At 70.4% G+C, this 26,244-nt stretch carries 26 protein-coding genes and 2 pseudogenes; 21 read left to right on the top strand and 7 right to left on the bottom strand.

Features of this window, described 5'->3' with window-relative positions; translation table 11 throughout:
- Positions 1 to 33: 33 nt before the first annotated feature.
- The 8 genes and pseudogenes from Phou_RS20110 (at position 34) to Phou_RS20075 (ending at position 8,085) form a co-directional block, all read left to right on the top strand.
- Positions 34 to 1,035: a UDP-glucuronic acid decarboxylase family protein gene (locus Phou_RS20110; protein WP_173057435.1), complete on the top strand. Its 1,002-nt coding sequence runs from the start codon at positions 34 to 36 to the stop codon at positions 1,033 to 1,035.
- Positions 1,036 to 1,106: 71 nt separating this feature from the next.
- Complete coding sequence (locus Phou_RS20105) at positions 1,107 to 2,342, top strand: LCP family protein (protein ID WP_173057434.1); 1,236 nt, start codon at positions 1,107 to 1,109, stop codon at positions 2,340 to 2,342.
- A gap of 153 nt (positions 2,343 to 2,495) precedes the next feature.
- Entirely contained in the window at positions 2,496 to 3,644 is a 1,149-nt protein-coding gene (locus Phou_RS20100) for an LCP family protein (protein ID WP_246273631.1), read from the top strand.
- Positions 3,645 to 3,831: 187 nt separating this feature from the next.
- Positions 3,832 to 4,740, top strand: coding sequence for an LCP family protein (locus Phou_RS20095; RefSeq protein ID WP_173057433.1), 909 nt, complete (start codon positions 3,832 to 3,834; stop codon positions 4,738 to 4,740).
- A gap of 14 nt (positions 4,741 to 4,754) precedes the next feature.
- A complete protein-coding gene (locus Phou_RS20090; RefSeq protein WP_173057432.1) occupies positions 4,755 to 5,090 on the top strand; it encodes a rhodanese-like domain-containing protein in 336 nt (111 codons plus the stop codon).
- 95 nt (positions 5,091 to 5,185) lie between these two features.
- Positions 5,186 to 6,645: pseudogene (locus Phou_RS20085) on the top strand (sensor histidine kinase).
- An 18-nt stretch (positions 6,646 to 6,663) separates the two neighbouring features.
- Positions 6,664 to 7,122, top strand: coding sequence for an ATP-binding protein (locus Phou_RS20080; RefSeq protein ID WP_173057431.1), 459 nt, complete (start codon positions 6,664 to 6,666; stop codon positions 7,120 to 7,122).
- A gap of 78 nt (positions 7,123 to 7,200) precedes the next feature.
- The gene (locus Phou_RS20075) at positions 7,201 to 8,085 is read left to right on the top strand and encodes a DUF5926 family protein (RefSeq protein WP_173057430.1); all 885 of its coding nucleotides are present in this window, start codon (positions 7,201 to 7,203) and stop codon (positions 8,083 to 8,085) included.
- A 21-nt stretch (positions 8,086 to 8,106) separates the two neighbouring features.
- On the opposite strand, the gene Phou_RS20070 is transcribed toward Phou_RS20075, so the two are convergent.
- Entirely contained in the window at positions 8,107 to 9,315 is a 1,209-nt protein-coding gene (locus Phou_RS20070) for an arginine deiminase (protein ID WP_173058617.1), read from the bottom strand.
- A 160-nt stretch (positions 9,316 to 9,475) separates the two neighbouring features.
- Here Phou_RS20070 and Phou_RS20065 point away from each other — a divergent pair, with 160 nt between their 5' ends.
- The 4 genes from Phou_RS20065 (at position 9,476) to pheA (ending at position 12,475) form a co-directional block, all read left to right on the top strand.
- On the top strand, positions 9,476 to 10,225 hold the full coding sequence (locus tag Phou_RS20065) for a hypothetical protein (protein WP_173057429.1): 750 nt from the start codon (positions 9,476 to 9,478) through the stop codon (positions 10,223 to 10,225).
- 110 nt (positions 10,226 to 10,335) lie between these two features.
- The gene (locus Phou_RS20060) at positions 10,336 to 10,794 is read left to right on the top strand and encodes a hypothetical protein (protein WP_173057428.1); all 459 of its coding nucleotides are present in this window, start codon (positions 10,336 to 10,338) and stop codon (positions 10,792 to 10,794) included.
- 134 nt (positions 10,795 to 10,928) lie between these two features.
- Positions 10,929 to 11,453, top strand: coding sequence for a hypothetical protein (locus Phou_RS20055; RefSeq protein ID WP_173057427.1), 525 nt, complete (start codon positions 10,929 to 10,931; stop codon positions 11,451 to 11,453).
- Positions 11,454 to 11,524: 71 nt separating this feature from the next.
- On the top strand, positions 11,525 to 12,475 hold the full coding sequence (pheA, locus tag Phou_RS20050; RefSeq protein WP_173057426.1) for a prephenate dehydratase: 951 nt from the start codon (positions 11,525 to 11,527) through the stop codon (positions 12,473 to 12,475).
- A gap of 15 nt (positions 12,476 to 12,490) precedes the next feature.
- On the opposite strand, the gene Phou_RS20045 is transcribed toward pheA, so the two are convergent.
- From Phou_RS20045 to Phou_RS20035, 3 genes are all read right to left on the bottom strand, one after another.
- Positions 12,491 to 13,210: an AIM24 family protein gene (locus tag Phou_RS20045; RefSeq protein WP_173057425.1), complete on the bottom strand. Its 720-nt coding sequence runs from the start codon at positions 13,208 to 13,210 to the stop codon at positions 12,491 to 12,493.
- Positions 13,211 to 13,254: 44 nt separating this feature from the next.
- Positions 13,255 to 13,617, bottom strand: coding sequence for a metallopeptidase family protein (locus tag Phou_RS20040; RefSeq protein WP_173057424.1), 363 nt, complete (start codon positions 13,615 to 13,617; stop codon positions 13,255 to 13,257).
- Positions 13,618 to 13,684: 67 nt separating this feature from the next.
- Complete coding sequence (locus tag Phou_RS20035) at positions 13,685 to 14,113, bottom strand: OsmC family protein (RefSeq protein ID WP_173057423.1); 429 nt, start codon at positions 14,111 to 14,113, stop codon at positions 13,685 to 13,687.
- 46 nt (positions 14,114 to 14,159) lie between these two features.
- Between Phou_RS20035 and Phou_RS20030 the strand changes: the two genes are divergently transcribed.
- The 5 genes from Phou_RS20030 to Phou_RS20010 all read left to right on the top strand — a co-directional run bounded on the left by Phou_RS20030 (position 14,160) and on the right by Phou_RS20010 (position 18,605).
- Entirely contained in the window at positions 14,160 to 14,747 is a 588-nt protein-coding gene (locus Phou_RS20030) for a hypothetical protein (protein ID WP_173057422.1), read from the top strand.
- A gap of 2 nt (positions 14,748 to 14,749) precedes the next feature.
- Complete coding sequence (locus Phou_RS20025) at positions 14,750 to 15,580, top strand: hypothetical protein (RefSeq protein WP_173057421.1); 831 nt, start codon at positions 14,750 to 14,752, stop codon at positions 15,578 to 15,580.
- 11 nt (positions 15,581 to 15,591) lie between these two features.
- The gene (serS, locus tag Phou_RS20020; protein ID WP_173057420.1) at positions 15,592 to 16,848 is read left to right on the top strand and encodes a serine--tRNA ligase; all 1,257 of its coding nucleotides are present in this window, start codon (positions 15,592 to 15,594) and stop codon (positions 16,846 to 16,848) included.
- A gap of 114 nt (positions 16,849 to 16,962) precedes the next feature.
- Positions 16,963 to 17,784: an HAD family hydrolase gene (locus tag Phou_RS20015; protein WP_173057419.1), complete on the top strand. Its 822-nt coding sequence runs from the start codon at positions 16,963 to 16,965 to the stop codon at positions 17,782 to 17,784.
- On the top strand, positions 17,784 to 18,605 hold the full coding sequence (locus tag Phou_RS20010) for an HAD family hydrolase (protein ID WP_173057418.1): 822 nt from the start codon (positions 17,784 to 17,786) through the stop codon (positions 18,603 to 18,605). The genes Phou_RS20015 and Phou_RS20010 overlap by 1 nt, the downstream gene beginning before the upstream one ends.
- A gap of 110 nt (positions 18,606 to 18,715) precedes the next feature.
- Here the strand turns inward: Phou_RS20010 and Phou_RS20005 are convergent, their stop codons facing one another.
- The gene (locus Phou_RS20005) at positions 18,716 to 19,306 is read right to left on the bottom strand and encodes a bacterial proteasome activator family protein (protein ID WP_246273630.1); all 591 of its coding nucleotides are present in this window, start codon (positions 19,304 to 19,306) and stop codon (positions 18,716 to 18,718) included.
- A 74-nt stretch (positions 19,307 to 19,380) separates the two neighbouring features.
- Here Phou_RS20005 and Phou_RS20000 point away from each other — a divergent pair, with 74 nt between their 5' ends.
- Positions 19,381 to 20,154: an alpha/beta hydrolase family protein gene (locus tag Phou_RS20000; RefSeq protein ID WP_173057417.1), complete on the top strand. Its 774-nt coding sequence runs from the start codon at positions 19,381 to 19,383 to the stop codon at positions 20,152 to 20,154.
- A gap of 148 nt (positions 20,155 to 20,302) precedes the next feature.
- Complete coding sequence (locus Phou_RS19995) at positions 20,303 to 21,499, top strand: ABC transporter substrate-binding protein (protein ID WP_173057416.1); 1,197 nt, start codon at positions 20,303 to 20,305, stop codon at positions 21,497 to 21,499.
- 48 nt (positions 21,500 to 21,547) lie between these two features.
- Here Phou_RS19995 and ddaH read toward each other — a convergent pair whose 3' ends face one another.
- Positions 21,548 to 22,396 (bottom strand): dimethylargininase, encoded by an 849-nt coding sequence (gene ddaH / locus Phou_RS19990; protein WP_345512266.1) that lies wholly within the window; start codon positions 22,394 to 22,396, stop codon positions 21,548 to 21,550.
- A 42-nt stretch (positions 22,397 to 22,438) separates the two neighbouring features.
- Here ddaH and Phou_RS19985 point away from each other — a divergent pair, with 42 nt between their 5' ends.
- Both Phou_RS19985 and Phou_RS19980 read left to right on the top strand, forming a co-directional pair.
- Positions 22,439 to 22,897 (top strand): Lrp/AsnC family transcriptional regulator, encoded by a 459-nt coding sequence (locus Phou_RS19985; protein WP_173057415.1) that lies wholly within the window; start codon positions 22,439 to 22,441, stop codon positions 22,895 to 22,897.
- Between the two features lie 57 nt (positions 22,898 to 22,954).
- Positions 22,955 to 24,892 carry a beta-propeller domain-containing protein gene (locus Phou_RS19980; protein WP_173057414.1) on the top strand — a complete coding sequence of 646 codons (1,938 nt, stop codon included), beginning with the start codon at positions 22,955 to 22,957 and terminating at the stop codon, positions 24,890 to 24,892.
- 177 nt (positions 24,893 to 25,069) lie between these two features.
- Here Phou_RS19980 and Phou_RS19975 read toward each other — a convergent pair.
- Positions 25,070 to 26,244, bottom strand: a pseudogene (locus Phou_RS19975) (T3SS (YopN, CesT) and YbjN peptide-binding chaperone 1).

Raw genomic sequence — 26,244 nt, 5'->3', positions numbered from 1 at the left:
AGGCGGTGGGTATCAATCGGTAGGCTTGCGCTCATGGTCGTAGTCCCGCGATTCGGAGCAGGTCACCGCGTCCTCGTCACCGGGGGTGCGGGATTTGTCCCGTCGCACCTCGTTGACGCGCTGCTGGCGCGCGGGTGCGCGGTGGTGGCCGTCGACAACTTCGTGACCGGGACCAAGGACAACGTGGCCCACCTGGCCGAGCACCCCGGCTTCACGCTTGTCGAGGCCGACGTGGCCGACGGGCTTCCGGATCACCATCCGGCCATCGCCCAGCGCTTCGACGCGATCCTGCACATGGCCTCGCCGGCCAGCCCGACCGACTTCACCACGCTCCCGATCGAGATCCTGCGGGTCGGCTCACAGGCCACGCTGTTTCTGCTCGACCGCGCGCTCAAGGACGGTGCCCGGTTCATCCTCGCCTCCACCTCCGAGGCGTATGGCGACCCGAAGGTGCACCCGCAGCCCGAGTCGTACTGGGGCAACGTCAACCCGGTCGGCGTCCGGAGTGTGTACGACGAGTCCAAGCGCTTCGCCGAGGCCGCCACGATGGCGTACCAGCGGCACCACGGGCTCGACGTGGGCATCGTGCGCATCTTCAACACCTACGGACCGCGGATGCGCCCGGACGACGGGCGGGCGGTGCCGACGTTCATCACCCAGGCGCTGCGCGGGGAGCCGATCACGCTGCACGGCAGCGGCACGCAGACCCGTTCCATCTGCTACGTCGACGATCTTGTCAACGGCATCCTGCTGCTGCTCGACTCGACCGAGACGGGGCCGATCAACTGCGGCACCGAGGACGAGTTCTCGATGCGCGAGCTGGCCGAGCTGATCATCCGGCTGACCCAGAGCGAGTCCGTGATCGCGTACCTGCCGCGCACCGCCGACGACCCGGAGATGCGCCGCCCCGACCTCACCCTCGCCCGCACGCGCCTCGGCTTCACCCCCAAGGTGGGGGTCGAGGAGGGTCTGCGCCGCACGATCGAGCATTTCACCCAGCGAGTAGGCAAGGTCAGCGCCCAGCGGGTCGGATGAGACTCCCGGGTTTGTGCCGCCTCGGCGTTGGCTGAAAGGCGGACGGGCATTCCCGACCTACCCTGAGTTACATGACAGCGACCAGGTCTTCCTACGGCGGCAGCTCCGGCCGGGCGTCCGTACCGGGCATGAAACAGCCCGATTCGGGACGAATCTCCGGCCGTGCCCACGTGCCCGGCACGGCTGCCCCCGGGCGGCCACCGGTGCGCTCGGCGGGTTCCGGCGGCCGGGGGCCTGGCGGCCCGGGTGGGCCCGGCGGTCCGGGTGGTCCGGTTTACCCGGGCGGCCGGCGGCCGCGCCTGCGTCCCCGCTGGGGGCGCATCGCACTCGTGGCGGGCATCGCGGTCCTCGTGCTCGGCCTGCTCGGCGGCCTGGGCCTGTGGGCGTACGTCAACGGCCTCGATGACGACCTGGCTCGCACCGACCCGTTCTCGGAGATCACCGGCGGCCGGCCGGCCAAGACGGTCGACGGCACGCTCAACATCCTGATGGTGGGCAGCGACTCCCGCGACCCGGACGCCAAGGTCGACACCGGCAGCGAGTGGCGTGCCGACACGATCATCCTGATGCACATCCCGGCCAGCCACGACAAGGCGTACCTGGTCTCCATCCCCCGCGACCTCTACGTGCCCATCCCGCAGGACGCGGGCGCCGAGTGCGGGAGCGGCCAGCGCGGAAAGATCAACGCGGCCTTCGCGTTCGGCGGCCTCCCGCTGGCGGTACGCACGGTGGAGTGCTTCAGCGACGTGCACATCGACCACGTGATGGCGATCGACTTCGGCGGCTTCAAGGAGGTCACCGACGCGCTCGGCGGCGTCGACCTCAACGTGGAGCGCACCATCACCTCGATCCACAAGCCCTACCGGACCTTCCACAAGGGCGTGCAGCACATGAACGGCGACCAGGCCCTCGACTGGGTCCGCCAGCGCAAGCAGTTCCCGGACGGCGACTTCGCCCGGGTGCGGCACCAGCAGGAGTTCCTGAAGGCGCTGATGGACAAGGCGGCGAGCACGGGCACGCTGACCAACCCGAAGAAGCTCAACTCGTTCCTCAAGGCGACGACCGACGCGGTGACCGTCGACGAGGGCTTCTCGCTGGTCGACATGGCGCTGCAGTTCCGCAGCCTGCGGGGTGAGAGCCTCCAGTTCTTCACCAGCCCGCACAAGGGCAGCGACACCATCAACGGCGAGTCGGTGGTGATCTCCGACAAGGAGAAAGCCCTGGCCATGTACCAGGCGATGGCCGCTGACAAGATGGAGGAGTGGGCGGCGGCCAATGCCTCGCCGGCCCCCAAGCAGGGTAGTTGATCGACAACCTTCGGTGGCGTAGCCGGATGTTTCCGGCTACGCCATCTGCTGTTAACCTTCTATCCCTCCAGTGGCTGTATCTTGCCCGCTGGACCTGACCCCCGGCGATCGGACCCAAGAATGCAGGTGGAGCGCGGCCAAAGGCGCCCCGGGATGGACGTCAGCACCCCGCGTAAACGCCGGCGGGACCCATTGTGGGCACGGCTGACGGTCATCTTCGGCGCGGTCCTCATGATGCTCAGCGGCACCGCGATCGTCGGCGCCCGCGTGGTCATCGGCAACGCCACCTCCAACATCGAGACCACCAACCTGCTCGGTGGCGCCGCGGCGGCCGCCGGGCCGAGTGGCAACAACATCAAGGGCGCGGTCAACCTCCTGCTCGTCGGCATCGACGCGCGGCCAAAGGGCAGCTCGGAGACGGCAGTGCTCGCCGACACGATCGTCGTGCTGCACATCCCGCCGAGCCACGACCAGGCGTACCTCGTCTCCATCCCGCGTGACTGGCGGGTGCAGATCCCGGCCTACCCCAAGACCGGCGCGGGCGCGACAACGGAAAAGATCAACGGCGCGTTCAGCAAGGGGTACCAGGGCGGCGGCACCGAGCTGGAAAAGCGTGCCCGCGGCGTCGACTCGCTCGCGCAGACCATCCACACGCTCACCGGCATCAAGTTCAACGGTGCCGCGATCATCGACTTCGCCGGCTTCGAGGCCGTGGTCAAGACGCTGGGCGGCGTCAACATGTGCGTCGACGAGCGCGCCGAGTCGATCCACCTGGGCATCGACAAAAAGGGCAAGATCTACAAGCTTTGGTACAAGGAGGGTGTCGGCATCCAGGACCTGCCCCCGGGCGCCAAGCCGGTGGTCCACGAAAAGGGCTGCCGCCGTATGTCCGCCCAGCTGGCCCTCGACTACGCCCGCATCCGCAAGAGCCTGTCCGACGGCGACTACGGCCGCCAGCGCCACCAGCAGCAGCTCATCAAGGCCATCGCCAAGGAGGCGACGAGCAAGGGCGTGATCACCAACCCGATCAAGCTCAACAACGTCATCAAGGCGGCGGGCAAGGCCTTCGTGCTGGACACCCAGGGCATCCCGGTCGAAGACTTCATCTTCACGCTCCGCGGCGTGGCGGCTAACGACCTGGTGCTGATCAAGACGAATGCCGGCAAGTTCAACACGCAGAAGGTAAACGGTCAGGAGTTTGAGCAGCTCAGCGAGGAGTCGATGCAGATGCTCGGCGCCGTCCGCGACGGCCGCCTGGCCGAGTTCGTGATCAGCAACCCCCAGTTCATCGCGAAGACCTAGCGCCCGCGGTATTCGAAGAATCGTCACTCTCTCCGCAAATCGGACCTAGCCTGGTCGTACGAAGACCGCCGCCGGGTCTGGAGGAGCGACGTCCACGATCGAGCAGGAAGCCGCGGCGCCCGACCCACCGGACCGGCCGCGCGCCCCACGCTGGGCCAAGGTCGTCCTCGGCATCGGGCTCGCGCTCATGCTCGTCTCCGCGGTCGGGATCGTGGGGCTGCGGGTGCTCGTGTCGCGCTACGAGCGCTCGGTCAGCCAGGAACATCTGCTCGACGAGGCGGCCCGCCAGCGCCGCACGGCCGTGAGCGGGCCACTCAACTACCTGCTCATCGGCTCTGACCTCCGCGCCAACGACCCGGAGGGCGGCCAGCGCGCGGACACGATCGTCATAGCGCACATCCCGGCCGGGTTCGGGCAGGCGTACCTCGTCTCCATCCCGCGCGACCTGCGGGTGGAGATCCCCGGCCACGGCACCGACAAGATCAATGCGGCTTTCTCGTACGGGCGGGCGCCGCTGCTCTCCGCCACGATCACGCAGCTCACCGGCGTCAGCTTCGACGGGGCGGCAATCATCGACTTCTCCGGCTTCCGGCGGGTGGTGGACCTGCTCGGCGGGGTGACGATGTGCGTGGACACCCGTACCCGCTCGATCCACACCGGCCACCAGTTCAACCTTGGTTGCCAGCAGATGAGCGGCGCTGTGGCGCTCGACTACGCCCGCCAGCGGTACGACCTGCCGGCCGGCGACTTCGACCGCCAGCGGCACCACCAGCAGCTCTTGAAGGCCATCATGGTGAAGGCGTCCGACGACGGTCTGGTCACCAACCCGTTCAAGCTGGATCAGCTGGTGCGGGCCGTCGGCTCGTCGCTGACCGTGGACACCAACGGCGTACCGCTGCAGGATCTGGTCTTCGCCCTGCGTGGCCTGCGCGCCGGCGACCTCGTGGGACTCCAGGTCCCGGCGCACGCCGAAATGCTCGGCGGCACCTCATACGCCCTGGTCGACGACCCTGCGCCCGGCCTCTTCGCGGCCCTCTCACAGGCGGATGTCGCCTCATGGGCAACCGCCAACCCCAAGTGGATCAACAAACTCTAGCTACAGTGGGCCGTGTGTTCGGACCTCACATTCCTACGGTGACCACGGCGGAGATCCCCGCCAACGCATACCTGCTCGACGTGCGTGAGCCCGACGAGTGGGAGGCCGGCCACGCGCCCGGCGCCCACCACGTGCCCATGATGGACATTCCCGCCCGCCTCGCCGAGCTGCCCACCGAGAGCGACATCGTCGTGGTGTGCCGCTCGGGAGGGCGTTCCGGGCAGGTGGTGGCATATCTGCTCGGCAACGGCTGGGAAAACGTGAGCAACCTCGAGGGCGGAATGCAGGACTGGGCTGCCACGGGCCGTGAGCTGGTCAGCGAGGACGGCAAGCCCGGCCGCGTTCTGTGAACAGCCCATCACGCAACAAAGCGGGACGGACACCGTGTGGGATAGGGAAAGCGCGGTGATAGCGAAATGGGAGTCCCACAGGGCAGACTCGGGGCATGCCGGAGCGTCCTGACTACGCCGCTCTGATCGCCGGACAGGCCGTCGTCATCGAGATGGCCAACTCCGGGGTCTCCGGCCTGCCGGTGGTCGGCCACCTGCTGGGCCTGGGTCAGCGCGCGCTGCACGCCGACGGCATGACCTTCGTGGAGTACGGGCCAACTGGCGGCCGCGTCATCGCCGCGAGCGGCGCCACCGACTGGACGCTCGGGCGCCCGGTCGACCCCGGCGCCCCGGCAAACGTGCGGCTGCTGGCCGGGCCGCAGAGCAGCGAGCTGTCGGCCGACGGGTTCGAGGCCGGCTTCGCCCACCAGCTGCGCGGCCGCGGCCTGCACCGGGCGATGCACGCGCGCACCGACATCGGCGGCGCGACGATCGGCAGCCTGTTTGCGTACTTCGCGGATGCCACCGGCACCGCCACCGCCGAGCACCACTCGCTCATGTCCTACCTGTCCAGCTGCATCGCCCATCTGTACAGCGACCAGGCCGGCCTCCCCGTCCACGGCGACGGGCCGGTGGTGGCCGCGCTCGCCGACGGCCTCGCGGTGGTCGACCGCGACCTGCGCATCCGCTTGTGGAACCCGGCGGCCGAGCAGGTCACCGGCCTCCCGGCGGACAAGATGCTCGGCGAGCGGCTTCCGTTCCCCGTGCCCGCACCCGGCCAGGTGCTCGACCACCGGTTCGACGACGGCCGCTGGCTGAAGGTCACCGCTGGCGAGCTCCCGGGGGCGTATGAGTCACGCGTCGTCACCTTCCGTGACACCACGGACCAATACCGGCGCGACCACGATCGCGACCTATTCGTCGCGGTGACCAGCCACGAGCTGCGCACGCCGGTCACCGTCATCAAGGGATACGCCGACACGCTGAGTAACCACTGGAGCTCGCTCTCGGAGCTCGACCGGCTTGAGGCGGCCCGCGTGATCGGGCTGCGGGCGGGCGAGCTGGCCCGCCTCGTCGACCGCCTCCTCTCGGCGGCCAACGACGGCGGTCAGGTCGGCGGCGCGCCGCCCACCCCGTTCGACCTCGTGGATGCGCTCCGCACGGCGGCGGTCACGCTCCCCGCGGACCTGCGCCGGCGCCTCACCTTGGATCTTCCCGACGACCTGCCGAAGGCGTTCGGCGACCGGGCGAGCATGACCACCGTGCTCACCGAGCTGGCGACCAACGCGGAAAAGTACTCGAATCCCGGCACCGTCGTGGAGGTCACCGCCGAGGCGGAGGAGCGCACGGTGGTCTTCCGGGTTAGCGACCGCGGCATCGGGGTACGACCGGAGCACGTCGAGCGGGCGTTCGACCGGTTCTGGCAGGGTGAGCAAGGAGACCGGAGGAGGTATCCAGGGACCGGTTTGGGCCTCTATCTCGTTAGAAGGATTGTTGAGCGGCAAAACGGGTGGGTCTCCCTCCGTCCTCGCAAGGGGGCGGTACCGTCGCAGAGGTGCGACTCCCGCGCGGATAGGTGAGGGCAGGAGGCACGATGGTCTCGATGGCACTGGCCGAGCGGGCCTGGTGTGTAGTCATCCCGCACCACCCACGTGGAGCGAGGATCGCTCGCCAACGCCTCACCAACGAGCTTCGCGGCGCGGTCCATCCCTCCCTCCTCGCCGATGCCGTCGCCGTGCTGGCCGAGCTGGTGGGCAATGCGGTGCGCCACGCGAGCCCGCTGCCCGGTGGCGTGATCCGGGTGGCCTGGCGCCTGCGCCCCGCCGACGCGGGGATCGAGCACGACACGGTGGAGGTGCGGGTCACCGACGGCGGGGCGACCGCCGAGCAGCCGCGCATCCGGGCGATCCCGACCGACGCCATCGACGGGCGCGGTCTGAGCATCGTGGCCGCCCTCTCCGACCGGTGGGGCGTCGACCGCGACGGCCTGGGGCAGAGCGTCTGGGCGGAGCTGTCGGGCACTTTCGACCACGAACGGCGGGAAAGTCCGTGATCGGACGCGCCTTTGCCCCCACGTCGCGCGCGTAGAGCCTAGGCTGGGGCGCTGTGAGCGAGCGAACCCGGAGGCAGAGTGAGTAAGCGTCGGAAGAACTCCCGGTCCGCCGAGGCGGCTCCCAAGCGCCAGAAGCTGCGTGACGTCTTCGTGCCCCGCCCCTTCGAGGGCCTGGCCGACGAGGCCGAGTGGATCGCACTGCGCGAGCTTGTGCCCGCCGCGTCGGCGCCCCTGCGGCTCACTCCCGAGCTGGTGGAAAAGTACGGCGACCGGACCGTCACCCTTGCCACGGTGCTGCCGATGGCGTGGCCGGCGATGACCAAGCCGGACGGTCGGGTCTTCGTCGGGCTCCAGCGTCACGTGCAGTCCGGCGACATCTCCCGCGACCTCGCGGTGGCCCTGCTCTCCGCGCTGGAGACCGAGCCGGGTGGCACGGTCGCCGTGCCGGCCCTGCCCGGCGAGGGCCCGCGCCTGCAGGACATCCTGGTCGACGGCGCGCTCGACGTGAGCATGCACGACACGTTCGAGTTCTGGCTGGACGCCGACGCGGCCGAGGACCCGAACGTCAAGGCGTCGCTGGAGCGGGCCAACGCGTCGATCTACCCGACCGTGCGGCTGGCGGCGGCCAAGGCGGCGTATTGGTGCCGGGTGCCGGAAAAGGGCCACGTGCGCTGGGTGCTGCCGGACGACGAGGACGCCGCTCTCAACGCCCTCGCCCGGCTCGCCGGCACGGGTGAGCTGCTGCTGGGTGAAGGCACCAAGTTCGCCGGCATGTTCCGCGCCCACGGCCGCCTCGTGCCGGTGTGGGACATCCCCCGCGACCCGGAGGCGGCCGAGTGGGAGGCGCCGGTGGCTGACTTCGCCAAGCGGTACGCCGACGCGCTCGCCGACGACAGCCAGCTGGACGCGGCCGCCCGCCGCGCCAAGCAGGGCCTGCTGGGCCGCCAGCTCACCCTGCGCTGAGCGCTGCCGGCCCGCCGGCTCTCACGCCCCGGTTTTGAGCGGGTCGCGGACCATCGGGCAGGACATGCACCGCGGGCCACCGCGGCCGGAGCCCAGCTCGGAGCCGGGGATCGGGATCACCTCGATGCCCGCCCGTTCGAGCTGGGCGTTCGTCTCGACGTTGCGCTCGTAGGCGACGCACAGGCGCGGCTCGATGGCGAGGGTGTTGTTGCCGTCGTCCCACTGCTCCCGCTCGGCGGTGACCGGGTCGAGCCCGGTGTCGATGACCCGGAGCGCGTCGAGGTCCATCGCGTCGGCCGCGGCCCGCAGAAACGGCGCCGGGCCGTCCACCTGCGGCTCGCCGTCCTCGCCGGCCACCACTGTGTACGCCACGAGCGCGTCGGCCACGTTCGGGTACATCAGCACCGCGTCGACGTCCACCATGGTCACGATGGTGTCGAGGTGCATGGTGGCCCGCTCCTGGGCGATCGGCACCACGAGGATCGTGTGGGCGAGCCCGTCCGCGAAGATCCGGCGGGCCAGGCGCTCGGCGCCGGCCGGTGTGGTCCGCTCCCCCACGCCGACCGCGATCACCCCCGGCGCCAGCAGCAGGACGTCGCCGCCTTCCACCGGTTCGAGGGTGGGCTCGTAAACGAAGTCGGTACCGGCGAAGCGCGGGTGGTACCGGTAGATCGTGTGCAGGAGCGTGGTCTCCCGCCGGCGGGCCGGCATCGCGAGGCTGCTGACCGCGGCCCGGTCCCGCACCCAGGCCGACGAGTCGCGGGTGAACAGGAGGTTGGGCAGCGGGTCGATGATGAACTCGTGCTGGTCCATCAGGGCGTAGACCAGGCCGTCGGTGCGGCCGCGCAGCTCCTCGTGTGCGAGCCCGGCGATGAGTACATCGGACAGTCCCGCCGGGTCCAGGTAGGTCAGGTGGTCGGAGACGCGGCGGCGCAGGGTGTCGCCGAGCCGGGGGTCGGCGAGCACCAGGCCGGTCAGCTCGGCCCGCGCCTCGCCGACCGCGAGGGTCTCGGAGAGCAGCGCGCTGAGGTAGAGCACCTCCACGCCGCGGTTGCGGAGGGCGCCCGCGAAGGCGTCGTGCTCCTCCTGCGCGCGGCCCACCCAGGGGATCGCGTCGAAGAGGAGCGAGTCGCTGTTTCGGGGGGTCAACCGCGCCAGTTCAGGCCCGGGGCGGTGGAGGAGCACTGTGACGAGTCTTCCAACCTCGCTGTCCACGTAATGGGCCACAATGGTCAGCGTAGTCAGTCAGGTAGCACCATCTGACAAAAGAGGCGGGTCGTGAATGCGGCTTTCATCCCCACTCACTCCCCGGTCACTCCTTCTTGAGTACCCGCTCAACCACGTACCGTAGTGAAACCACAACTAGAGAGACCTTTTGCCGGAGGTCGCGATGACCGTCTTCCCTGCGCGTCGTGCTGTCCCCCCGCAGCGGGCGCTACCACCCGCTGGCCAGTCCCCGTCAGGTGATGGCCAGCCAGCGCTGCTCGAAGCGGTTCGACCAACACCACTGGAGTGGGCTCGCAGGCGCCGCGCCGAGCGTGACGCCCGACGCGTGGAAGCCGCCGGTGCCCGCGCTCTCACCCGTCTGGACCACCTCGGCCCCGCGTGGCATGTGGTCGACTGGCCCCGCACCGACGCTCCCGCCGCTCTCCTTGAGCTTGAGGGCCGCGCGCGCGACGAGCGGGCCGGTTTCCTGGCGATCGGGCCGAGCGGCATCTTCGCCGTCACCGTGGCCGACCACGGCCGCGCCCGCGTGATGATCGCCGGTGACGTGGTGCAGATAAATGGCAAGCGCCCGGCGTATTTCGCCGAGGCACGCCGTGACGCCAAGCGTGCGGCCAAGGCGCTCTCCGCCGCCGTGGGCATCACCGTGCCGGTCACGCCCGTGCTGACCTTCGTCGGCTCGGGCCAGATCAGCGTCTACGGGCTGCCCAAGGACTGTCTCGTGGCCACCCACCGCGAGCTCGACCGCCTTCTGGTGGCCGGCGGGCAGAAAATCACGCCCGCGACGGCGGAAAAGCTCTCGCAGGTTGCACGCCACCCGTCCACATGGCTCAACGCTCCGTACCGGTCGGCTGCCAACTACCGGTGGTACGAGGACGGCCGAACGGCCGCTGACAAGAGGGGTGCTCGCCGGTAGCGTGCCAGCCAGCCGTACCGGACAAACCCGCCGGAAGGATCGGGGTCGGCGCTTCGCGTCGAAACCGGTTAGCGTAGCGGTTGGCCGGCGGAGTGTATTGGAGGCGCGGGGTGGCGCACGTCGAACTCTCCATTTCGGAAGCGTTCGTGCCGGAAGCTCGCGCGACCATACAGCCGGAGCAGCTTGGCAGCCTTGAGCTGTGGGCGCACACCGTCGCCGCGGCGGGTGAGCCGTGCATGCTCATCGACGTCGAGATGGCGATCGTGGCTATCTCGGAGTCGGCGTGCCAGCTGCTCGGGCTGGGCAATCCGGGCGACGCCACCGGTGAGAGCCTTGTGGAGGGTGCGCTCCGCCTCGTCGACTTCACCCAGGCGCGCACCGAGCTGCCCGACGTCGAGATCGAAAAGATCCCGCCGGTGCTCGCCATCTCGTCCGGCCGCCTGGCGCGTGGCCTCCTCCGCGTCCAGTCGGGCGTCGAGGGCGAAGCGGCGACGGTCGACGCGATTGCCACGCCACTGCACGACGGTGGCCAGGTGTCGGGCTCGCTCACCTTCTTCTGCGAGGTGTGAGGGCCCCTCGATCTCCACCAATCGGCCGTATCCGCCTACCATGGACTCGGCCGTCTCGGCCGTCCAATGACGCCGGTTGATGTTCGAGGAGCCGCGTGCCTGCCCACGCCCGCACCGCCAGGAGCGGTGCAGCCGTGATCACCGTCGCCGCGCGCGCCGGTGCCGCCGCTGTCGCCATCGCCACCCTGGCCGCCGGCTGTGGCGTCCCGCCCGAGCTGCGTGACCCGCCCGGCAGCGTCGTCCCCTCGCCGGCGACCGCGCCACCCACCGCTTCCCCACCGCCGGTCGCCTCCGACCTGCCACCGATCGGCGGGCCCAGCGCGACACCGACCTTCGGCGAGGCCGCCGCGGTGCTGTGCCACGGCCAGCCGAGCGCCACGCAGGTGATGGCCCTGCTGCGAAGCTCCTCCGGCATACTCCCCCGCAACACGCGGGCCACGGTGCGTTCGGACACCCCGCTCTGCGCCGGCACCTGGCAGTACAGCGTGATCGAAGTCGCACAGCGCGACCCGCTCCTGGTCGTGACCCGCGGCGCACCCGGCTCGCTGACGCTCGTGGCAGCCGGCACCAACGTCTGCAACATCCCGGTCCGCACCAGCGCGCCCGCCGGCATCCGCAAGGTGGCCTGCGAGGCAGGTCCGGCCCCCGGCACGGTCTAGAGATCGTTACGCCCTCGCCCAGCTTGGTGACCATGGCCTGCGAGCGAAACCATCCCGACTAGGCTGGTGGCATGCCCGGCGTGCCGCCCACCCACTTCGTGTTCCTCGGTCCTGAGGCCACCTTCACCGAGCAGGCGCTGCTCACCCTTCCCGCCGCCACGCGCGGCACCCGCACGCCGGCGCGCAGCGTCCCCGAGGCGCTCGACGCGATCCGTGCGGGAGAGGCCGATGCGGCGCTCGTCCCGCTGGAAAACTCGATCGGCGGCGCGGTGGGCGTCACGCTCGACGAGCTCATCGACGGCCCGCCGCTGGTTATCACGCGGGAGGTGGTGATCCCGGTCGAGTTCGTGCTCGGCGCGCGCGAGCCGGTGGGGTTCGACCAGATCCGCACGGTCGCCGCGCACCCGCAGGCCTCCGCGCAGTGCCGGGGCTGGCTGCGCACCCACCTGCCGCAGGCCACCGTCGTGGACGTGCTCTCCAACTCGGCCGCCGCAATCGCCGCGGCCGAGGGTGAGTACGACGCGGCCATCTGCGCGCCGATCGGTGCCAGCCGTTACCGGCTCACCCTGCTCGCCGAGAAGATCTCCGACCACCCGGACGCGGTCACCCGCTTCGTGCTTGTGTCCCGGCCGTCCTCGGCGCCCGAGGCGACCGGCGACGATGTGACCTCGCTCGCGGTCTTCATCTCGCACGACCGGGTGGGCGCGCTGCTCGCCGTCCTCATGGAGCTGGCCGTGCGGGGGATCAACCTCACCCGCATCGAGTCCCGGCCCACGGGCGAGCGCCTCGGGCGGTACGCGTTCTTTCTCGACTGCACCGGACACGTCTCCGACGACCGCCTCGGCGAGGCGCTGCAAGGGCTGCGCCGGGTCTGCGCCGATGTGCGCTTCCTCGGCTCGTACCCGAGGCATCGCGCGGTTGACGACGAGCGGCCGGTCCCCGCGCCGGCCGGACTCTCCGATGTGGACTATGCCGACGCGGCGGCGTGGTTGGCACGCATCCGCGCGGGCGAGATCAGCTAGGCCCTGTTTGAAAGGCTAGCCGCCGAGCAGGCCGCCCAGGCCGCCGCTCTGCTGCTGACCGCTGCCTTGCACCGGCGGCTCCTCGGAGGGCTGCACCACCACGAAGCCCTGGCCCGCGAAGCTCATCGTGAACGCCTCACCGGTGCGCCGGCCCAGCAGCGTGCCGAGGCCGAGCTGCTCGGCGCGGTGGTAGCCGGTCTGCAGGTTGGCCGACCAGCACACCGCGGCCTGCGGGTCGACGAAGGTGGGCTGGTCCACGTTGAGCACGACAGGGGTGCCCTTGGTGGTCACCGCGATCCGGCCGTGGCCGCTGAAGACGCAGTTGAACAGGCCGGCGGCGGAGAGCATCCCCATGCCCTGCACCATCCGGATGTCGTACTGCAGGGTGGAGTCGAAGGCCAGCACGCTCGATCCGTTGATGGACAGCGCGTCACCGGGCTCCAGGTCGATGAGGTGCACGTCCGACGCGAGGTCGGCGAGGAAGACGTCGCCGTGGCCGCTCATCTTCATCAGCGGGACGCCCTCGCCGGTCAGCTTCTGCTTCAGAAACTTGCTGATGCCGCCGGAGCCGAGTGCCTGAAACTGGACCTGGCCCTGGTAGGCGACCATGGCGCCGGTGCGGGCCATGCACTCGCCGTTGAGCTCAATCTTCAACATCTTGGAGTTCTGCAGCCGCATGCCGGGCTGCGCCGACTCCTTCTCAAGGTTCTCCGCGGAGAACAGCGCGCTACGCATGCCTGGGAGGGTAGGCGGCGCAGGCAATAGTGGATCTCGGTCGTTCAGCCCCAACCGAGCTCGTGCAAGCGCTCGTCGTCGATGCCGAAGTGGTGGGCGATCTCGTGTACCACCGTGATGGCCACCTCTTCGACCACGTCGTCCTCGGTGTCGCAGATGCGCAGCGTCGGGTTTCGGTAAATCGTGATGCGGTCGGGCAGCACGCCGCCGTAGTCCCACCCTCGGCTGGTGAGCGCGTACCCCTCGTAGACGCCGAGCAGGTCGGGCTCGCCTGGCGGCGATTCGTCTTCGACCAGGATCACCACATTGCTCATCAGGCCGAGCAACTCTTCGGGCACCTCGTCGAGGGCCTCGCTGACCAGCTCTTCGAACCGCTGCCGGCTCATCTCGACGGGCACAGCACTCATTCTGCCCGAACGACAGGGGTGACCGACGGCGCCGGAGTGCCGGCGCCGCCGGGGAAAATACGGAGGGTCAGGCCAGCTGAGCGTTGAGGGTGATCTCGGCGCCGGGCGAGAGCAGCCGGGAGATCGGGCAGTTTGCCTTGGCGCCCTCGGCGATCTTCAGGAAGTCGGCCTCGTCGATGCCCGGCACCTGGCCGACCGTCTCCAGGTCGATACGGGTGACGGTCATGCCGGCGTCGGTCTTGTCGAGGTGCACCTTGGCGGTCGTCTCGACCGAGTCCGGGGTGAAGCCGGCGTCGGCGAGGCCCTTCGAGAAGGCCATCGAGAAGCAGCCGGCGTGGGCGGCGCCGATGAGCTCCTCGGGGTTGGTCCCTTCGCCCTCTTCAAAGCGGGACTTGAACGAGTAGTTCCCCTCGTATCCGCCCTTACCGGTGCGGATAGTGCCGGAACCCTCGGCGAGATTGCCCTGCCAGCGGGCAGATGCGGTGCGGATAGGCATGAGCCCGACGCTAGCCCAATCGGCACCGCGATGCGACGATCCGGCTATGACCCGGAAGGTGGCGTTGGTGGGTGGCGGCGCACTCGTGGTGGCCGGGTTCGTGCTGGCGTTGCTGGCCCTCGCGATGCCGTGGGCGCACTTCCGCCTCGCGGTGGACGTACCGGTGCAGGGGCGCGACCTCGACCACTCCGGTGGTATAGCCGTCTTTCAGCTCGAGCTCGGCTGGTGGTACGTGCTCGCCCTTTTCGCGGTGCTCGGCCTGGTCGCGGGTGCCGCGGCGGCCACCGGCGGTGCGGCCCGGGGCGCGGGCGTGGCGGCACTCGCGGTCAGCGTGATCGGCATGCTCCTGGCCAGCCTGGTCGGGCGCGGGCCGCCGGCGCGTCGGTGGACACGGTGGTCAGCGGCCTCGCGATGGTCGACGTCCGCGCGGCACGAGGCCCCGGAGTGGGGTACGGCGTCGCGGCGCCGCTGGTGTTGGCGCTCGGTGGCGCCCTGTTGTCGGTCCGCACCCAGCAAAACTGATGCCTATCCTGGGTGTGGGCTGAGGCAGGAGGTGCGTGATGCGGACGACGCGGCACGCTATGCGGAGACGCGGGTGGTCATGCTGAGCACGCTGGAAAAAGAGAGCCTGTAGCCATGTCGCAGGAGCCACAGGCGGAGATCGGCGCGCGGCTGGACGAGCCGGCGGTTGTGGAGTTCGGGGCCGACGAGCCGGTCCGCAAGCGCCCTCGGGTGTCGCAGGTTTTCACGGCCGTACGCCGGGACTGGCGGATGGTGCCCATCCTCGCCGGGCTGAGCGCGATCGCCGTGTTCGCGTCGCTGCTCGGCGAGTGGCAGGTCACCACCTTCACCCAGCCGGACCTCTTCGGCCCCGGACAGACACCGCCGATCTCGGCCGGCCTCCCGGAGCTGGGTGCGTACGCGACGGGGTACCTCATCGGGGTATTCGCCCTTGTGGCCTGCGCGGGCCTCGTCCTTTTCGGGCGACCGGCGATGCGCGACCAGGTGCGGATCCTCGGACTGTCCGCCGCCGGCGTCACCGGCGCGCTCCTGGTCGGCGCGGCCTTCTGGTTGGACGGCACGAGCGCCGCGATCCCGTCGGCCTACCTCGTCGGGCCGCAGGGGCCCACCCTGGAGTTGGAGTACGGGCGGGGCCTGACCATGGCGTTCCTTGGTGTGGCCGGGTTCGCGCTCGCGCTGTTCCTGGCTGGCCGCCTCATGGCGCCGCCACCCGCGCAGCCGGTCCGGTCCGCGTCGGCTGGCGATGACGAGCCGGCGGCGCAGGCAGAGGCGGCCGAGGTGGATTGGCCGTGGCGGCGGCCGAGGGCGGCACCGGAGCCGGACGATCTCGACAGCGACCTCCCGCCGCCGGCCGATCTCACGGTTGGGCCGACGGCACCGTTCGTGCCCATGCAGGACGGCAAGGCGGGCCTGCCCGACGGAAAACGGGATGCTCCGAGCACGTAGGCTTTTGTTCTGTGATGGACCTCCGCCTGCTCCGCGACGACCCCGACGCTGTCCGTGCCAGCCAGCGAGCGCGTGGTGAGTCCGAGTCCCTTGTCGATGACCTGCTGCGCGCCGACGAGGAGCGCCGTGCGGCGGTGCAGGCCTTCGAGGTGCTGCGCGCCGAGCAGAAGTCGCTGGGCAAGCAGGTCTCGCAGGCCAAGGGCGAGGAAAAGGCCGCGCTCCTGACACGTACCAAGGAGTTGTCGGCCGAGGTGAAGGCGGCCGAGGCTGCCGCCACCCAAGCCGAGCAGGCACTGCGTCAGGCGCAGTTGGCCGTGCCCAACGTGGTGGAGGATGGCGCGCCCGCGGGCGGCGAAGACGACTTCGTGGTGCTGCGCGAGGTCGGGCAGAAGCCGAGCCTCGACAGCCCGCGTGACCACCTTGAGCTGGGTGAGGCATTGCGCGCGATCGACATGGAGCGCGGCGCGAAGGTCTCCGGCAGCCGTTTCTACTTCCTCACCGGCGTGGGCGCGCTCCTGGAGCTCGGCCTGCTGCAGCTCGCGATCTCCCAGGCCGTGGAGTACGGCTTCACCCCCGCCATCCCGCCCGTGCTGCTCAAGCCGGAGTCGATGGAGGGCACCGGCTTCCTCGGCGCGCACGCCAGTGAGGTCTACCGGCTGGAGGCGGACGACCTCTTCCTGGTCGGCACGAGTGAGGCGCCGCTCGCGGCGTACCACTCGGGCGAGATCCTCGACCTGGAGCAGCCCACGCGGTACGCCGGCTGGTCGACCTGCTTCCGCCGCGAGGCCGGGTCGCACGGCAAGGATGTGCGCGGAATCCTGCGGGTGCACCAGTTCGACAAGGTGGAGATGTTCAGCTTCTGCCGGCCCGAGGTGGCGCACGACGAGCACCTGCGGCTGCTCGCGTGGCAGGAGGAGATGCTGGCCAAGGTCGAGGTGCCGTACCGCGTGATCGACGTGGCCGCCGGCGACCTGGGCACGAGCGCGGCCCGCAAGTACGACTGCGAGGCGTGGGTGCCGTCGCAGGGCCGGTACCGCGAGGTGACGTCGACGTCGAACTGCACGACGTTCCAGGCCCGCCGCCTGGGCATCCGCTACCGCGACGAGGACGGCAAGACCCAGACGGCCGCCACGCTCAACGGCACGCTCGCCACCACCCGCTGGCTCATCCCGATCCTGGAAAACCACCAGCAGCCGGACGGCTCGGTGCGGGTGCCCAAGGCGCTCCAGCCCTATCTGGGTGGGCGTGACGTGTTAGAGCCCGTGTGACCTCCGCGTCGCACGAAAGTCATGGATGAGTAGCGGTCGGTGAGGTACGGTTGCTCCCCCGCCGGTGCTGGAGCGGAGTCACCGCCCCCGGTCCCGGCCGGGTGAGGAGGGACCATGCCGCGCCCGGGACTGCCGAAACTCATCGCCACCGACCTCGACGGCACGCTGGTGCGCAGCGATGACACGGTGTCGGAGTTCACCCACCAGGTGCTCGACCGTGTGCGGGGGGCCGGCATCCCGATCGTGGGCGCGACGGGGCGCGGGCCGCGGCTCGCCGAGCTGACTCGCAACGACATCCGGGCGGCCGACTACCTGGTGATGGCCGGCGGCGGGCGGGTCATCGACCAGACCGACCCGGCGGGTCCGGTGATCCTGCGTGACGAGCGTCTCCCCGGCGAGGTGCTGGCAAAGCTGATCACCGACATCGAGGCGAGGGTCGGGCCGCTGACCGTGATGGTCGAGGCGCTCGACGGGCCGGACTCGCCGCTGTGGGGCGATTTCGACCCCTTCTGGCGGTACCCGGAGCGCTTTGAGCAGCGTTCCCGGGCCGACTGCCTCAGCGGCACCGTGATCAAGGCGTTCGCCCGCACGGTCGACCACGACGTCGACACGCTGCTGGCCACCGCCCGCGAGATCGTGCGGCCGGACCAGGCGTCGGTGACGCAGGCGGGCCTCGGCTTCGTGGAGATCTGCCCGCCCGGTGTCGACAAGGCCACCGGTCTCACCGTCGTGGCCGACCTGCTCGGCGTCGACCCGGCGGAGGTGCTGGTCTTCGGCGACATGCCAAACGACATCCCGATGTTCGAGTGGGCCGGCTGGGGGCGCGTCGCGGTCTCCAACGCCCACCCGACGGTGCGCCTGCTCGCCGACGAAGTGACCTTGCGCAACGACGACGACGGCGTGGCGGTCTACCTCGATCGGCTACTGTCCCGTTGATGGGAGAGTTGCCGCGCCTGGTCGCCACGGATCTCGACGGGACGCTGGTGCGGCAGGATCGCTCGATCAGCCCGCGCACAGCCGACGTGCTGGCCCGGATCGCCAAGCGGGGCACGCTTGTCGTGATGGTCACCGGCCGCCCGGTGCGGTGGCTCAGCCAGGTGTACAACCAGCTGCACGAGCCGCTCCCGGCCATCTGCGCCAACGGCGCCGTCGTCTACGACCCGGGCACCGACCGCGTGCTGCGCGCCAATCCGCTCGCCCCTGACCTGCTCGCCGAGGTGACCCAGCGGCTGCGTGCCGAGGTGCCCGGCGCGGTCTTCGCGGTCGAGGTCGCGGACGGGCGTGAGCTGCGCCACGACGCCGAGTGGCCGGTGCTGTGGGACGCCGAAGACCCGTCGATCCGGGTCCTCGCCACGCCCGAGGAGGTGGCCTCGGTGCCGGCGGTCAAGCTGCTCATCCGGGCCGGCCGCCGCGACCCGGACGCGTTCGTCCAGATCGTGGCGGCGGCGCTCGGCGGGCTGGCGGAGGCGACGCACTCGTCGTACTCCGGCCTGATCGAGATCTCGGCCGCGGGCGTGACGAAGGCGGCCGGGCTGGCCTGGTTTTGCGAGCAGCACGGCATCGAGCCGGCCGAAGTGGTGGCATTCGGTGACATGCCGAACGACGTGCCGATGCTGACCTGGGCCGGCCGCGCCGTCGCCGTCGGAAACGCCCACCCCGCCGTCCGCGAGATCGCCGACGACGTGACGCTGTCGAACGACGAGGACGGGGTCGCCGCGTACCTCGAGGACCTCTTCGAACTGGAGAGCCAGCCCTAGTGGTGACCGGGGTTTGGTTGTGCGACCGCGGAGGGTGAGGCCGCGGGAGCAACGGTCCGGACCACCGCGGACGTCGCGGTAGCCCGGATCTCTCGAAGCTCTTGTGGGTCCTAGAGGTACTGGCCGGTGCGGCCGCTTTCGCCCGGCTGCGGGGGCTGCTGGCCGCCGGGCATGCCGGGCATGAGGCCGCCGGGCACCGCGGGCAGTGCGGGACGGCCGCCGCGCATCTGCTCCAGCTGCAGGCGGGCGGCCATCTGCTGGGCCACCAGCGCGGCCTGGATGCCGTGGAAGAGGCCCTCCAGCCAGCCGACCAGTTGCGCCTGCGCGACCCGCAGCTCGCCCTCGCTCGGCGTCACGCCCTCTTCGAAGGGCAGCGACAGGCGCTCCAGCTCGTCGCGCAGCTCGGGCGCGAGGCCGTCTTCGAGCTCGGTGATCGAACGCTTGTGGATCTCGCGAAGTCGGCTGCGGCTGGCCTCGTCGAGCGGCGCGGCCTTCACCTCTTCGAGGAGCTGCTTGATCATGCTGCCGATGCGCATGACCTTTGCCGGCTGCTCGATCAGTCGCGACGGATCCTCGCCATCGGACTCCGCGTCGGTATCGACGGTGCCGACCGGACGTCCGTCCGGACCGACCACCACGACGGTGCCCGGGGAAGGGCCGGGCTCTTCCGGATTGCGGGGTGCTTCGGTCATGCCGTCCATCTTCGCTCAGGTGCCTCGGCCGGCGGGCACCGGTGGGGCAACTCCGGGGTCCGGCGTCGGGATAGCGTCTCGGCATGTCCAGCGACCCCCGCGGTGTCCTCCACCGACAGACCCCGCCGCCGGACGCCACAGTGCGGTATGGCGACCATCCCGACCAGATCGCTGACGTGCGGATGCCCCCACCCGGTGCCAAAGCACGCCCCCTGGTGATCCTGGTGCACGGCGGCTTCTGGCGGTCGGAGTGGGATCGATCACACACCTCGCCACTCGCCATCGAGCTGGCCGCGGCGGGTTACCCCGTCGCCCAGCTGGAGTACCGGCGGACCGGGCAGCCGGGCGGCGGTTGGCCGGGCACGTTCGCCGATGTCGTGGCCGGCATCACCGCTGTGCCGCAGCTGATGGGGCTGGGCTGGTCCCCGCCGCTGCTGCTCGGGCATTCGGCGGGTGGCCACCTGGCGCTCTGGTACGCGCTTGCCGGCCCCACGCCCGTGCTCGGTGTCGTGGCCCTCGCCCCGGTCGCCGACCTGGCCGAGGCGCACCGGCTCGATCTCGACCGCGGCGCGGTGGCCGCACTGCTCGGCGGCGGGCCGAACGATGTGCCGGATCGGTACGCGGAGGCCGATCCTTCCGCCCGCACGCCTCCGGGTGCACGGAGTGTGATCATTCACGGCGCTCGCGACCGCCACGTTCCGGTGGAGATAAGCCGGAAGTACACCGCGACCGCACGCGCCGAAGGTGGGGATGTTTCACTTATCGAACTACCTGACGTAGAACATTTCGCCCTTATCGACCCCCAGTCGACGGCCTGGCCGGTGGTGAAGCGGTCGCTGCAATCGATGCACCCTTGATCAACCTGGTCCGGTAGGGCGGCGCTCTGCGTGCCGGAGCGCTCGCTCTGGGTCCCAGGTTGAAAAAGCTTCATTGACGCAGCGTCGCGAACCGGGTAGACAGCCGTGTGGGCCGCGATCCGGCCCTCGACCTCGGGAAAGGGTGACCGTGCCCCAGATAGACCGCCGGCAGGCGCTGAAACTCTTCGCGGCGCTCGGCGCAGCCGGATTCGCGGCCGCGTGCGCCTCCGACGAGAGCGCCGACAACGAGCCACAGCTCAGCGACGACCCGGTCCGGATCGGACTCGTGGCGCCGCAGACCGGCCCGCTGAAGGTGATCGGTGACGAGCTCGTCAACGGCTTCCAGCTCTACCTCCAGCTCAACCAAAACCGGCTCGGCGGCCACCCCGTCCAGCTGGTGACGGCCGACGAGGGTGCCGACGCCAAGTCCGCGAAGGCCGCCGTCGAGTCACTGCTCCAGCAGGGCGCGCTCGCGCTCACCGGTGTGGCCAACTCCGCCTCGCTCGCCGGCATGCGAGACACGATCGAGGGCGCCACGGTGCCCCTCCTCGCCACCAACGGCGTTCCCGGCACCCTGCAGGGCGTGCTGTACATCTGGTCCGCCTCGTTCGTCGACAGCGACCCGAGCCAGGCGCTCGGTGGCTACCTGACGGGCATCGTGCCGGCCAGCCAGCGGGTGGCCGTGATCGCACCCACCGACGACACAGGCCGGGACGCGGTGGACAAGTTCCGGCAGACGTTCGGCGCGACCGACGCGCGGCTCATCGAGACCTTCTGGACCCAGGCGACCACCGCACCCGGCAAGGACTTCTTCCGCCCGACGCTCGGCCAGCTCAAGACGAGCGGCGCAGACGTGGTGTATGCGTTTTACACCGGGCCGGCCGCCGTCGAGTTCGTGAAGCAGTACCGGTCGGAGGGGCTCGACGCGACCGTCTACGCGCCCGGCGGCTTCACCGAGGGCACCGCCATCGAAGACATGGGCGACGAGGCGGCACAGGGCATCTACACCGCCATGAACTACTCGGCCGACCTCAACAACGCCGCCAACCGCCTCTTCGCCACGGCGTACCAGCGCGAGCACGACCTGCTGCCCTCGGCGTCCGCCATGGCGTCCTACGACGCGGCGCAGGTGCTCGACCGCGCCATCCGGCTGTGCCGAGGGCGCCCCACCGCGCAGCAGGTCAACCTGATGCTCGGCCGGGTGGGCCAGATCGACAGCCCGCGCGGGACGTGGCAGTTCAACCAGCCGCGCACACCGCAGCAGCGCTGGTACCTGCGGCAGGTGCGGCCCGACGGCCAGGTCATGTCGAACGTGCTGCTGAGCGAGCTCGCGACGCTCGGCTAGAAGCGTTGTTCTGTGCGGGAGGCCGGCGCGACGGCCCCCCGCACAGGCTCAGGGACGCAGCTCAGCGACGCAGCACTTGACGCTGCCGCCACCCTTCTTCAGCTCGGAGAGCTCGACCAGCACCGGTGTGTAGCCGGCCGCCTCGACCTTGCGCGCCATGCCGATGGCCTCGCTGTTGAGCACCACGTTGCGGCCGTCGCTGACCAGGTTGAGACCGAAGGCGTACGCGTCCGCCTCGTCGGCAAGCACCGCGTCCGGGAAGAGCTGGCGCAGCACCTGCTGCGACCCGGCCGAGAAGGCACCCGGGTAGTACGTGATCGTGCGGTCGTCGAGCGCCGCCAGCGCGGTGTCGAGGTGGTAGAAGCGCGGGTCGACGAGGTGCAGCGAGACCGCCGGCCGGCGCAGCATGTCCTGGGCCTCGGCGTGCGCGTCCGGCTCGGTGCGGAAGCCGTAGCCGGCGAGGATCAATCCGCCGTACGCCGCGGGCAGGTACGCGAAGTCGCCCTCGCCCTCGTTTGTCTGCGTAGGCGCGCGGAACTGCCAGCCGCCCGCCTCGTAGAACGACCGGTGCGCGCTCGCCTCGGCGGTGCGCTGTGCGTACTTGAAGCGGGCCCCGTAGGCCACGCCGTCGACGGTGAAGGCGCCGTTGGCCGCGTACACCATGTCGGGCAGGTACGGCTCGGGCGCCAGCACGTGGACCGTGTGCCCCAGGCCGCTGAGGGTCTCACGCAGCCGCTCCCACTGCTTGAGCGCCAGCTCGGTGTCGACCGGTGTGGTGGTGTCCATCCACGGGTTGATCGCGTAAGCCACCTCATAGTGCTCAGGCGGGCACATGAGATATGTCCGGTTTCGCGGCATGCGCTGCTGGGTCACGCACAAAGAGTAGGTACGCTGCATGTTCGGTGACAGCCGAAAATCTTGCGTCGGAGAGGCGGAACGTTGCAGATCGACGACGTAGACCAGCGAATCATTGCGTCACTTGTGGCCGACGCCCGCGCTTCGTATTCGGACATCGGCGCCCGCGTCTCCCTGTCCGCACCGGCGGTCAAGCGCCGCGTCGACCGCCTGCGGGCCAGCGGCGTGATCCGGGGATTCACGGCCGTCATCGACCCCGCCGCGGTGGGCTGGACCACGGAAGCGTTCGTCGAGCTCTTCTGTGCCGGCCGCACCACGCCGACGCAGATCGCGGTGGCGGTGCGGCGGCTCCCCGAGGTTGTCGGCGCGTACACGGTATCCGGCGAGGCCGACGCGCTCGTCCACCTGCGCGCGGCGGACATCGCGCATCTGGAGGACGCCCTCGAGCGGCTGCGGGCCCAAGCCTTCGTGACATCTACCCGCAGCACGATCGTCCTGTCCCGGCTGGTCGACTCCCCCACGGTCGTCGCCGCACCGATCTGACCGAGACCGGCGTCGAAACGCTGGGAACGCCTTTCGCCAGCGCGGCGTCAAAGCCCCATGACACCGAGACTCGCGGTCGCCGCGAGCGTGCCGCTCGCGCTGCTGGTCGCCCTCGCCGGGTGCACCTCGTCGCCGGAGCCGCCGAGCCCGCCCGCCCAGCGCGATCCCGGCGTGCCCGCCGGGCAGTTCAAGCTCGTCGCCTTCGACTCCTGCGCCAACGGGCTGCAGTTGATGAAGAAGGCGGCCAAGGAGTACGTCGGGCCTTATGGCTTCGGCGGCGACGTCGTCACGTTCGCCGAGGGCGCGCGGTCCGCGGCGGGCGCGGCGGACACCGCCGCCGGCGGCGCGCCCACGGCGCAGAAGGCGACCAGCTACTCGGGCACCAACACGCACGAGGCCGGCGTCGACGAGCCGGACCTGGTCAAGACCGACGGCCGGCGGATAGTCACGCTCCAGCAGGGCGTCGTCCGCGTCGTGGACGCCTCGTCCCGCAAGCTGACCGGCAAGCTCGACCTGGCCGCCAACCCCGACGATCCGGTCCGGTGGGGCGACGGCACGCTGCTCCTGCAGGGCGACCGCGCGCTGGCCCTGATCCGCGGCGGCTGGCACGCCGCCGCCCGTGACATCGCCCGACCGGCGGGCTCCATGAGCGCGCGGCTCATCCTCCTGGACATCTCCGGCGCGCCCAAGAAGATCAGCGAGTACGAGGTGGACGGCAACCTCGTGGACGCGCGGCAGGTCGGCGGCACCGCCCGCGTCGTGGTGCGCTCCTCCCCCCGCCTGGAGTTTCCGTACCGCGAGCACGGCACCGACAAGCAGCGGGTGGCCGCCAACAAGCGGATCATCGACAAGGCCACGGCGGACGACTGGTTCCCGAAGTACACGGTCACGACCGGCGGCAACACGTCAAAGGGCTTGGTCGGCTGCGAGCGCTACTCCCGCCCGGCCACGTACTCGGGCACCTCGATGGTCACCGTGCTCAGCTTCGACCTCGGCGCCGACGGCCTCGGCGACGGCAACCCGGTCGGCGTGGTGGCCGACGGCGACACGGTGTACAGCAACGGGTCCAGCCTCTACATCGCCAACGACCAGCGGTGGCGGGTGATGGGCTGGCTGCAGCAGAGCAACGGTGAGCCCAAGCCCGAGGACGAGATCACCGAGATCTACCGCTTCGACATCTCGCAGTCCGGCCGCCCCGTCTACGCCGGCTCCGGCTCGGTGCACGGCTGGCTGATCAACCAGTACGCGATGTCCGAATGGGACGGTCACCTGCGGGTGGCCACCACCAGCGGCCGCACGTGGGGCGAGTCGCCGAAGTCCAGCTCCACCGTGTACGTGTTGCGCCTCGCCGGAAACTCCCTGCCCGAGGTCGGCAAGGTGACCGGACTGGGCAAGGGGGAGCGGATCTACGCGGTGCGCTTCGCCGGCACGACGGGGTACGTCGTGACGTTCCGGCAGACCGACCCGCTGTACACAGTGGACCTGACCGACCCGGCCAAGCCGCGCGTCGCGGGCGAGCTGAAGATCACCGGCTACTCCGCCTACCTGCACCCGGCCGAGGTGGGGCGGGTGATCGGCGTCGGCCAGGAGGCGTCGGACCAGGGCCGTACGCAGGGCACACAGATCTCGCTCTTCGACGTGTCCAACCTGGACAGTCCGGCTCGCCTCGCGCAGCACCACGTGAAGTCGGCCTACTCCGAGGCGGAGTACGACCCGCACGCGTTCCTCTACTGGCCGGAGGACCGGCTGCTGGTGATGCCGCTGTCGGTGTGGGAGCGGGACAAGGGCAGCAACGGCGCGCTGGTGCTGCGCATCGGCGACAACGCGATCTCCGAGGTGGGCACCGTCTCGCACAAGGCGACGCAGCCCGGCCTCGAGATGATCCGCCGTTCCCTGGTCATCGGCGACGACCTGTGGACGGTCTCGGAGAGCGGCCTCATGGCCACGAACATGTCCACCTTGGACACCCAAGCCTGGCTCAGTTGGAGTAAGTGATGGCAGCACCGCTGGGGACGGATCCCACCAACGAGCGCCTGGGGTGGGCGGTCACCCACCTACCGACCCGCACCGCACGCGACCGCGCTCCTGAGCCCGAGGACGATCGGTGCCGGCAGGAGAAACGCTGAACCCACGGCACGCGCCGGCCGTGCGGCCGGCGCGTGCCGTGACGCGTCACAGGTACATGCCGGTGCGGTGGTCGTCCTGCTCGCGGGTCGGCTTGTCGCCCTCGCCGAAGAAGCGCTTGCCGCCGAACTCGCCGTGCAGCCGGTCGTCAAGCTCGTCGGCCAGACCGGTCATCACCTGGACGGCGAGCATCAGGTGGGTGGCCTGGAAGTTGCGGCCGAACACCGGGATCGACGCCCACACCGTGTCGTTGGTGCAGTAGAGCCGGCCGATCGGCATGCGGTTGGTGAGCTCGGAGAGCTTTACGTAGAGCTGCTCGGTCGGCTCGACCTCGGTGAGCACCGGTGAGAAGACGTCGACCAGCGGCGGGTTGTCGCGGACCCGGACGAACACCATCGCCGAGCCGGCCCGGATGCCGATGTCGCCGTCGGAGTCGACCTGGAGCTGGTCCGGCGCGCTCTTCATCATCGCGGCCACGACCATGCGCACCTGCTCGTCGAGCGCGATCACCTCGTCGGAGTCGGCGCCACGGACCACCCGCTCGGCGAGCTCCGCCTCCGCCTCGTCGAGGAGTGCCTCGGGCCGCGCGGTGCCGAGCGGGTCGACCGGCAGCGGCTCGTCCTCGGCGTCGTGCACGAGGTAGACGAGGAACGCGGGGTGCGGTGCCCCGTACACGTCGCGGAGGGTCCGGGAGATCGTGGTGGCCAGGCGGGGAGCCTCTGCCGTGGTCGAGCGGAGGCCGAAGTGCTCACCGGAGCCCTCGACCACGCCGGGCGGCGACCATCCGAGCGCCACGAGGTCGGCCACGGCCGCGCGGTCCATCCGGAACCCGGGGGAAGGCTCGCGTTGCCCACCGCCAAGGCGTTGATCCGGCCGTCGTCCGCGACGTTGACGTTCACCGAGTACACGGCGTCGCCCGTACCGGAAGCGGTCGGGTCGAGGGTCAACTCCACGTTGGCACCGGTGGGCAGCTTGGCGAGCATCGCCGCCAGCGCGGTGGCGAACTCTCGCCACGCTTCGGTCACCTTGGAGCGCAGGTCTGCCGTCGTCGGCTCATCGAGCAGGATGGTGTCCGGGGCTGCGCTCGCCGCGCTCGCTGGGCCCCGGGGAGGGCCTGCTCGCCGCCTACGCCGGCTTTGCCCTGGTCCTCGGTCATGATCGCCTCCGTCCGTCAGCCACACCCTACCGAGCGGTTCTGGCGCAACTGGCCACCGGTCATCCAT

This window comes from Phytohabitans houttuyneae, from assembly GCF_011764425.1.
GTDB classification, from domain to species: Bacteria; Actinomycetota; Actinomycetes; order Mycobacteriales; family Micromonosporaceae; genus Phytohabitans; species Phytohabitans houttuyneae.
The sequence above is the reverse complement of the archived record's forward strand: the minus strand, read 5'-3'. Positions and strand labels throughout refer to the sequence as shown.

Coding starts and splice junctions, on each gene's coding strand:
- ddaH (WP_345512266.1), bottom strand. CDS start 22,396: ATGCAGCGTACCTACTCTTTGTGCGTGACCCAGCAGCGCATGCCGCGA.
- Phou_RS20100 (WP_246273631.1), top strand. CDS start 2,496: ATGGACGTCAGCACCCCGCGTAAACGCCGGCGGGACCCATTGTGGGCA.
- Phou_RS20105 (WP_173057434.1), top strand. CDS start 1,107: ATGACAGCGACCAGGTCTTCCTACGGCGGCAGCTCCGGCCGGGCGTCC.
- Phou_RS20035 (WP_173057423.1), bottom strand. CDS start 14,113: ATGCCTATCCGCACCGCATCTGCCCGCTGGCAGGGCAATCTCGCCGAG.
- Phou_RS19980 (WP_173057414.1), top strand. CDS start 22,955: ATGACACCGAGACTCGCGGTCGCCGCGAGCGTGCCGCTCGCGCTGCTG.
- Phou_RS20110 (WP_173057435.1), top strand. CDS start 34: ATGGTCGTAGTCCCGCGATTCGGAGCAGGTCACCGCGTCCTCGTCACC.
- Phou_RS20040 (WP_173057424.1), bottom strand. CDS start 13,617: ATGAGTGCTGTGCCCGTCGAGATGAGCCGGCAGCGGTTCGAAGAGCTG.
- Phou_RS20045 (WP_173057425.1), bottom strand. CDS start 13,210: ATGCGTAGCGCGCTGTTCTCCGCGGAGAACCTTGAGAAGGAGTCGGCG.
- Phou_RS20095 (WP_173057433.1), top strand. CDS start 3,832: ATGCTCGTCTCCGCGGTCGGGATCGTGGGGCTGCGGGTGCTCGTGTCG.
- pheA (WP_173057426.1), top strand. CDS start 11,525: ATGCCCGGCGTGCCGCCCACCCACTTCGTGTTCCTCGGTCCTGAGGCC.
- Phou_RS20010 (WP_173057418.1), top strand. CDS start 17,784: ATGGGAGAGTTGCCGCGCCTGGTCGCCACGGATCTCGACGGGACGCTG.
- Phou_RS20000 (WP_173057417.1), top strand. CDS start 19,381: ATGTCCAGCGACCCCCGCGGTGTCCTCCACCGACAGACCCCGCCGCCG.
- Phou_RS20005 (WP_246273630.1), bottom strand. CDS start 19,306: ATGGACGGCATGACCGAAGCACCCCGCAATCCGGAAGAGCCCGGCCCT.
- Phou_RS20025 (WP_173057421.1), top strand. CDS start 14,750: ATGTCGCAGGAGCCACAGGCGGAGATCGGCGCGCGGCTGGACGAGCCG.
- Phou_RS20065 (WP_173057429.1), top strand. CDS start 9,476: ATGACCGTCTTCCCTGCGCGTCGTGCTGTCCCCCCGCAGCGGGCGCTA.
- Phou_RS20030 (WP_173057422.1), top strand. CDS start 14,160: ATGACCCGGAAGGTGGCGTTGGTGGGTGGCGGCGCACTCGTGGTGGCC.
- Phou_RS20015 (WP_173057419.1), top strand. CDS start 16,963: ATGCCGCGCCCGGGACTGCCGAAACTCATCGCCACCGACCTCGACGGC.
- Phou_RS20080 (WP_173057431.1), top strand. CDS start 6,664: ATGGTCTCGATGGCACTGGCCGAGCGGGCCTGGTGTGTAGTCATCCCG.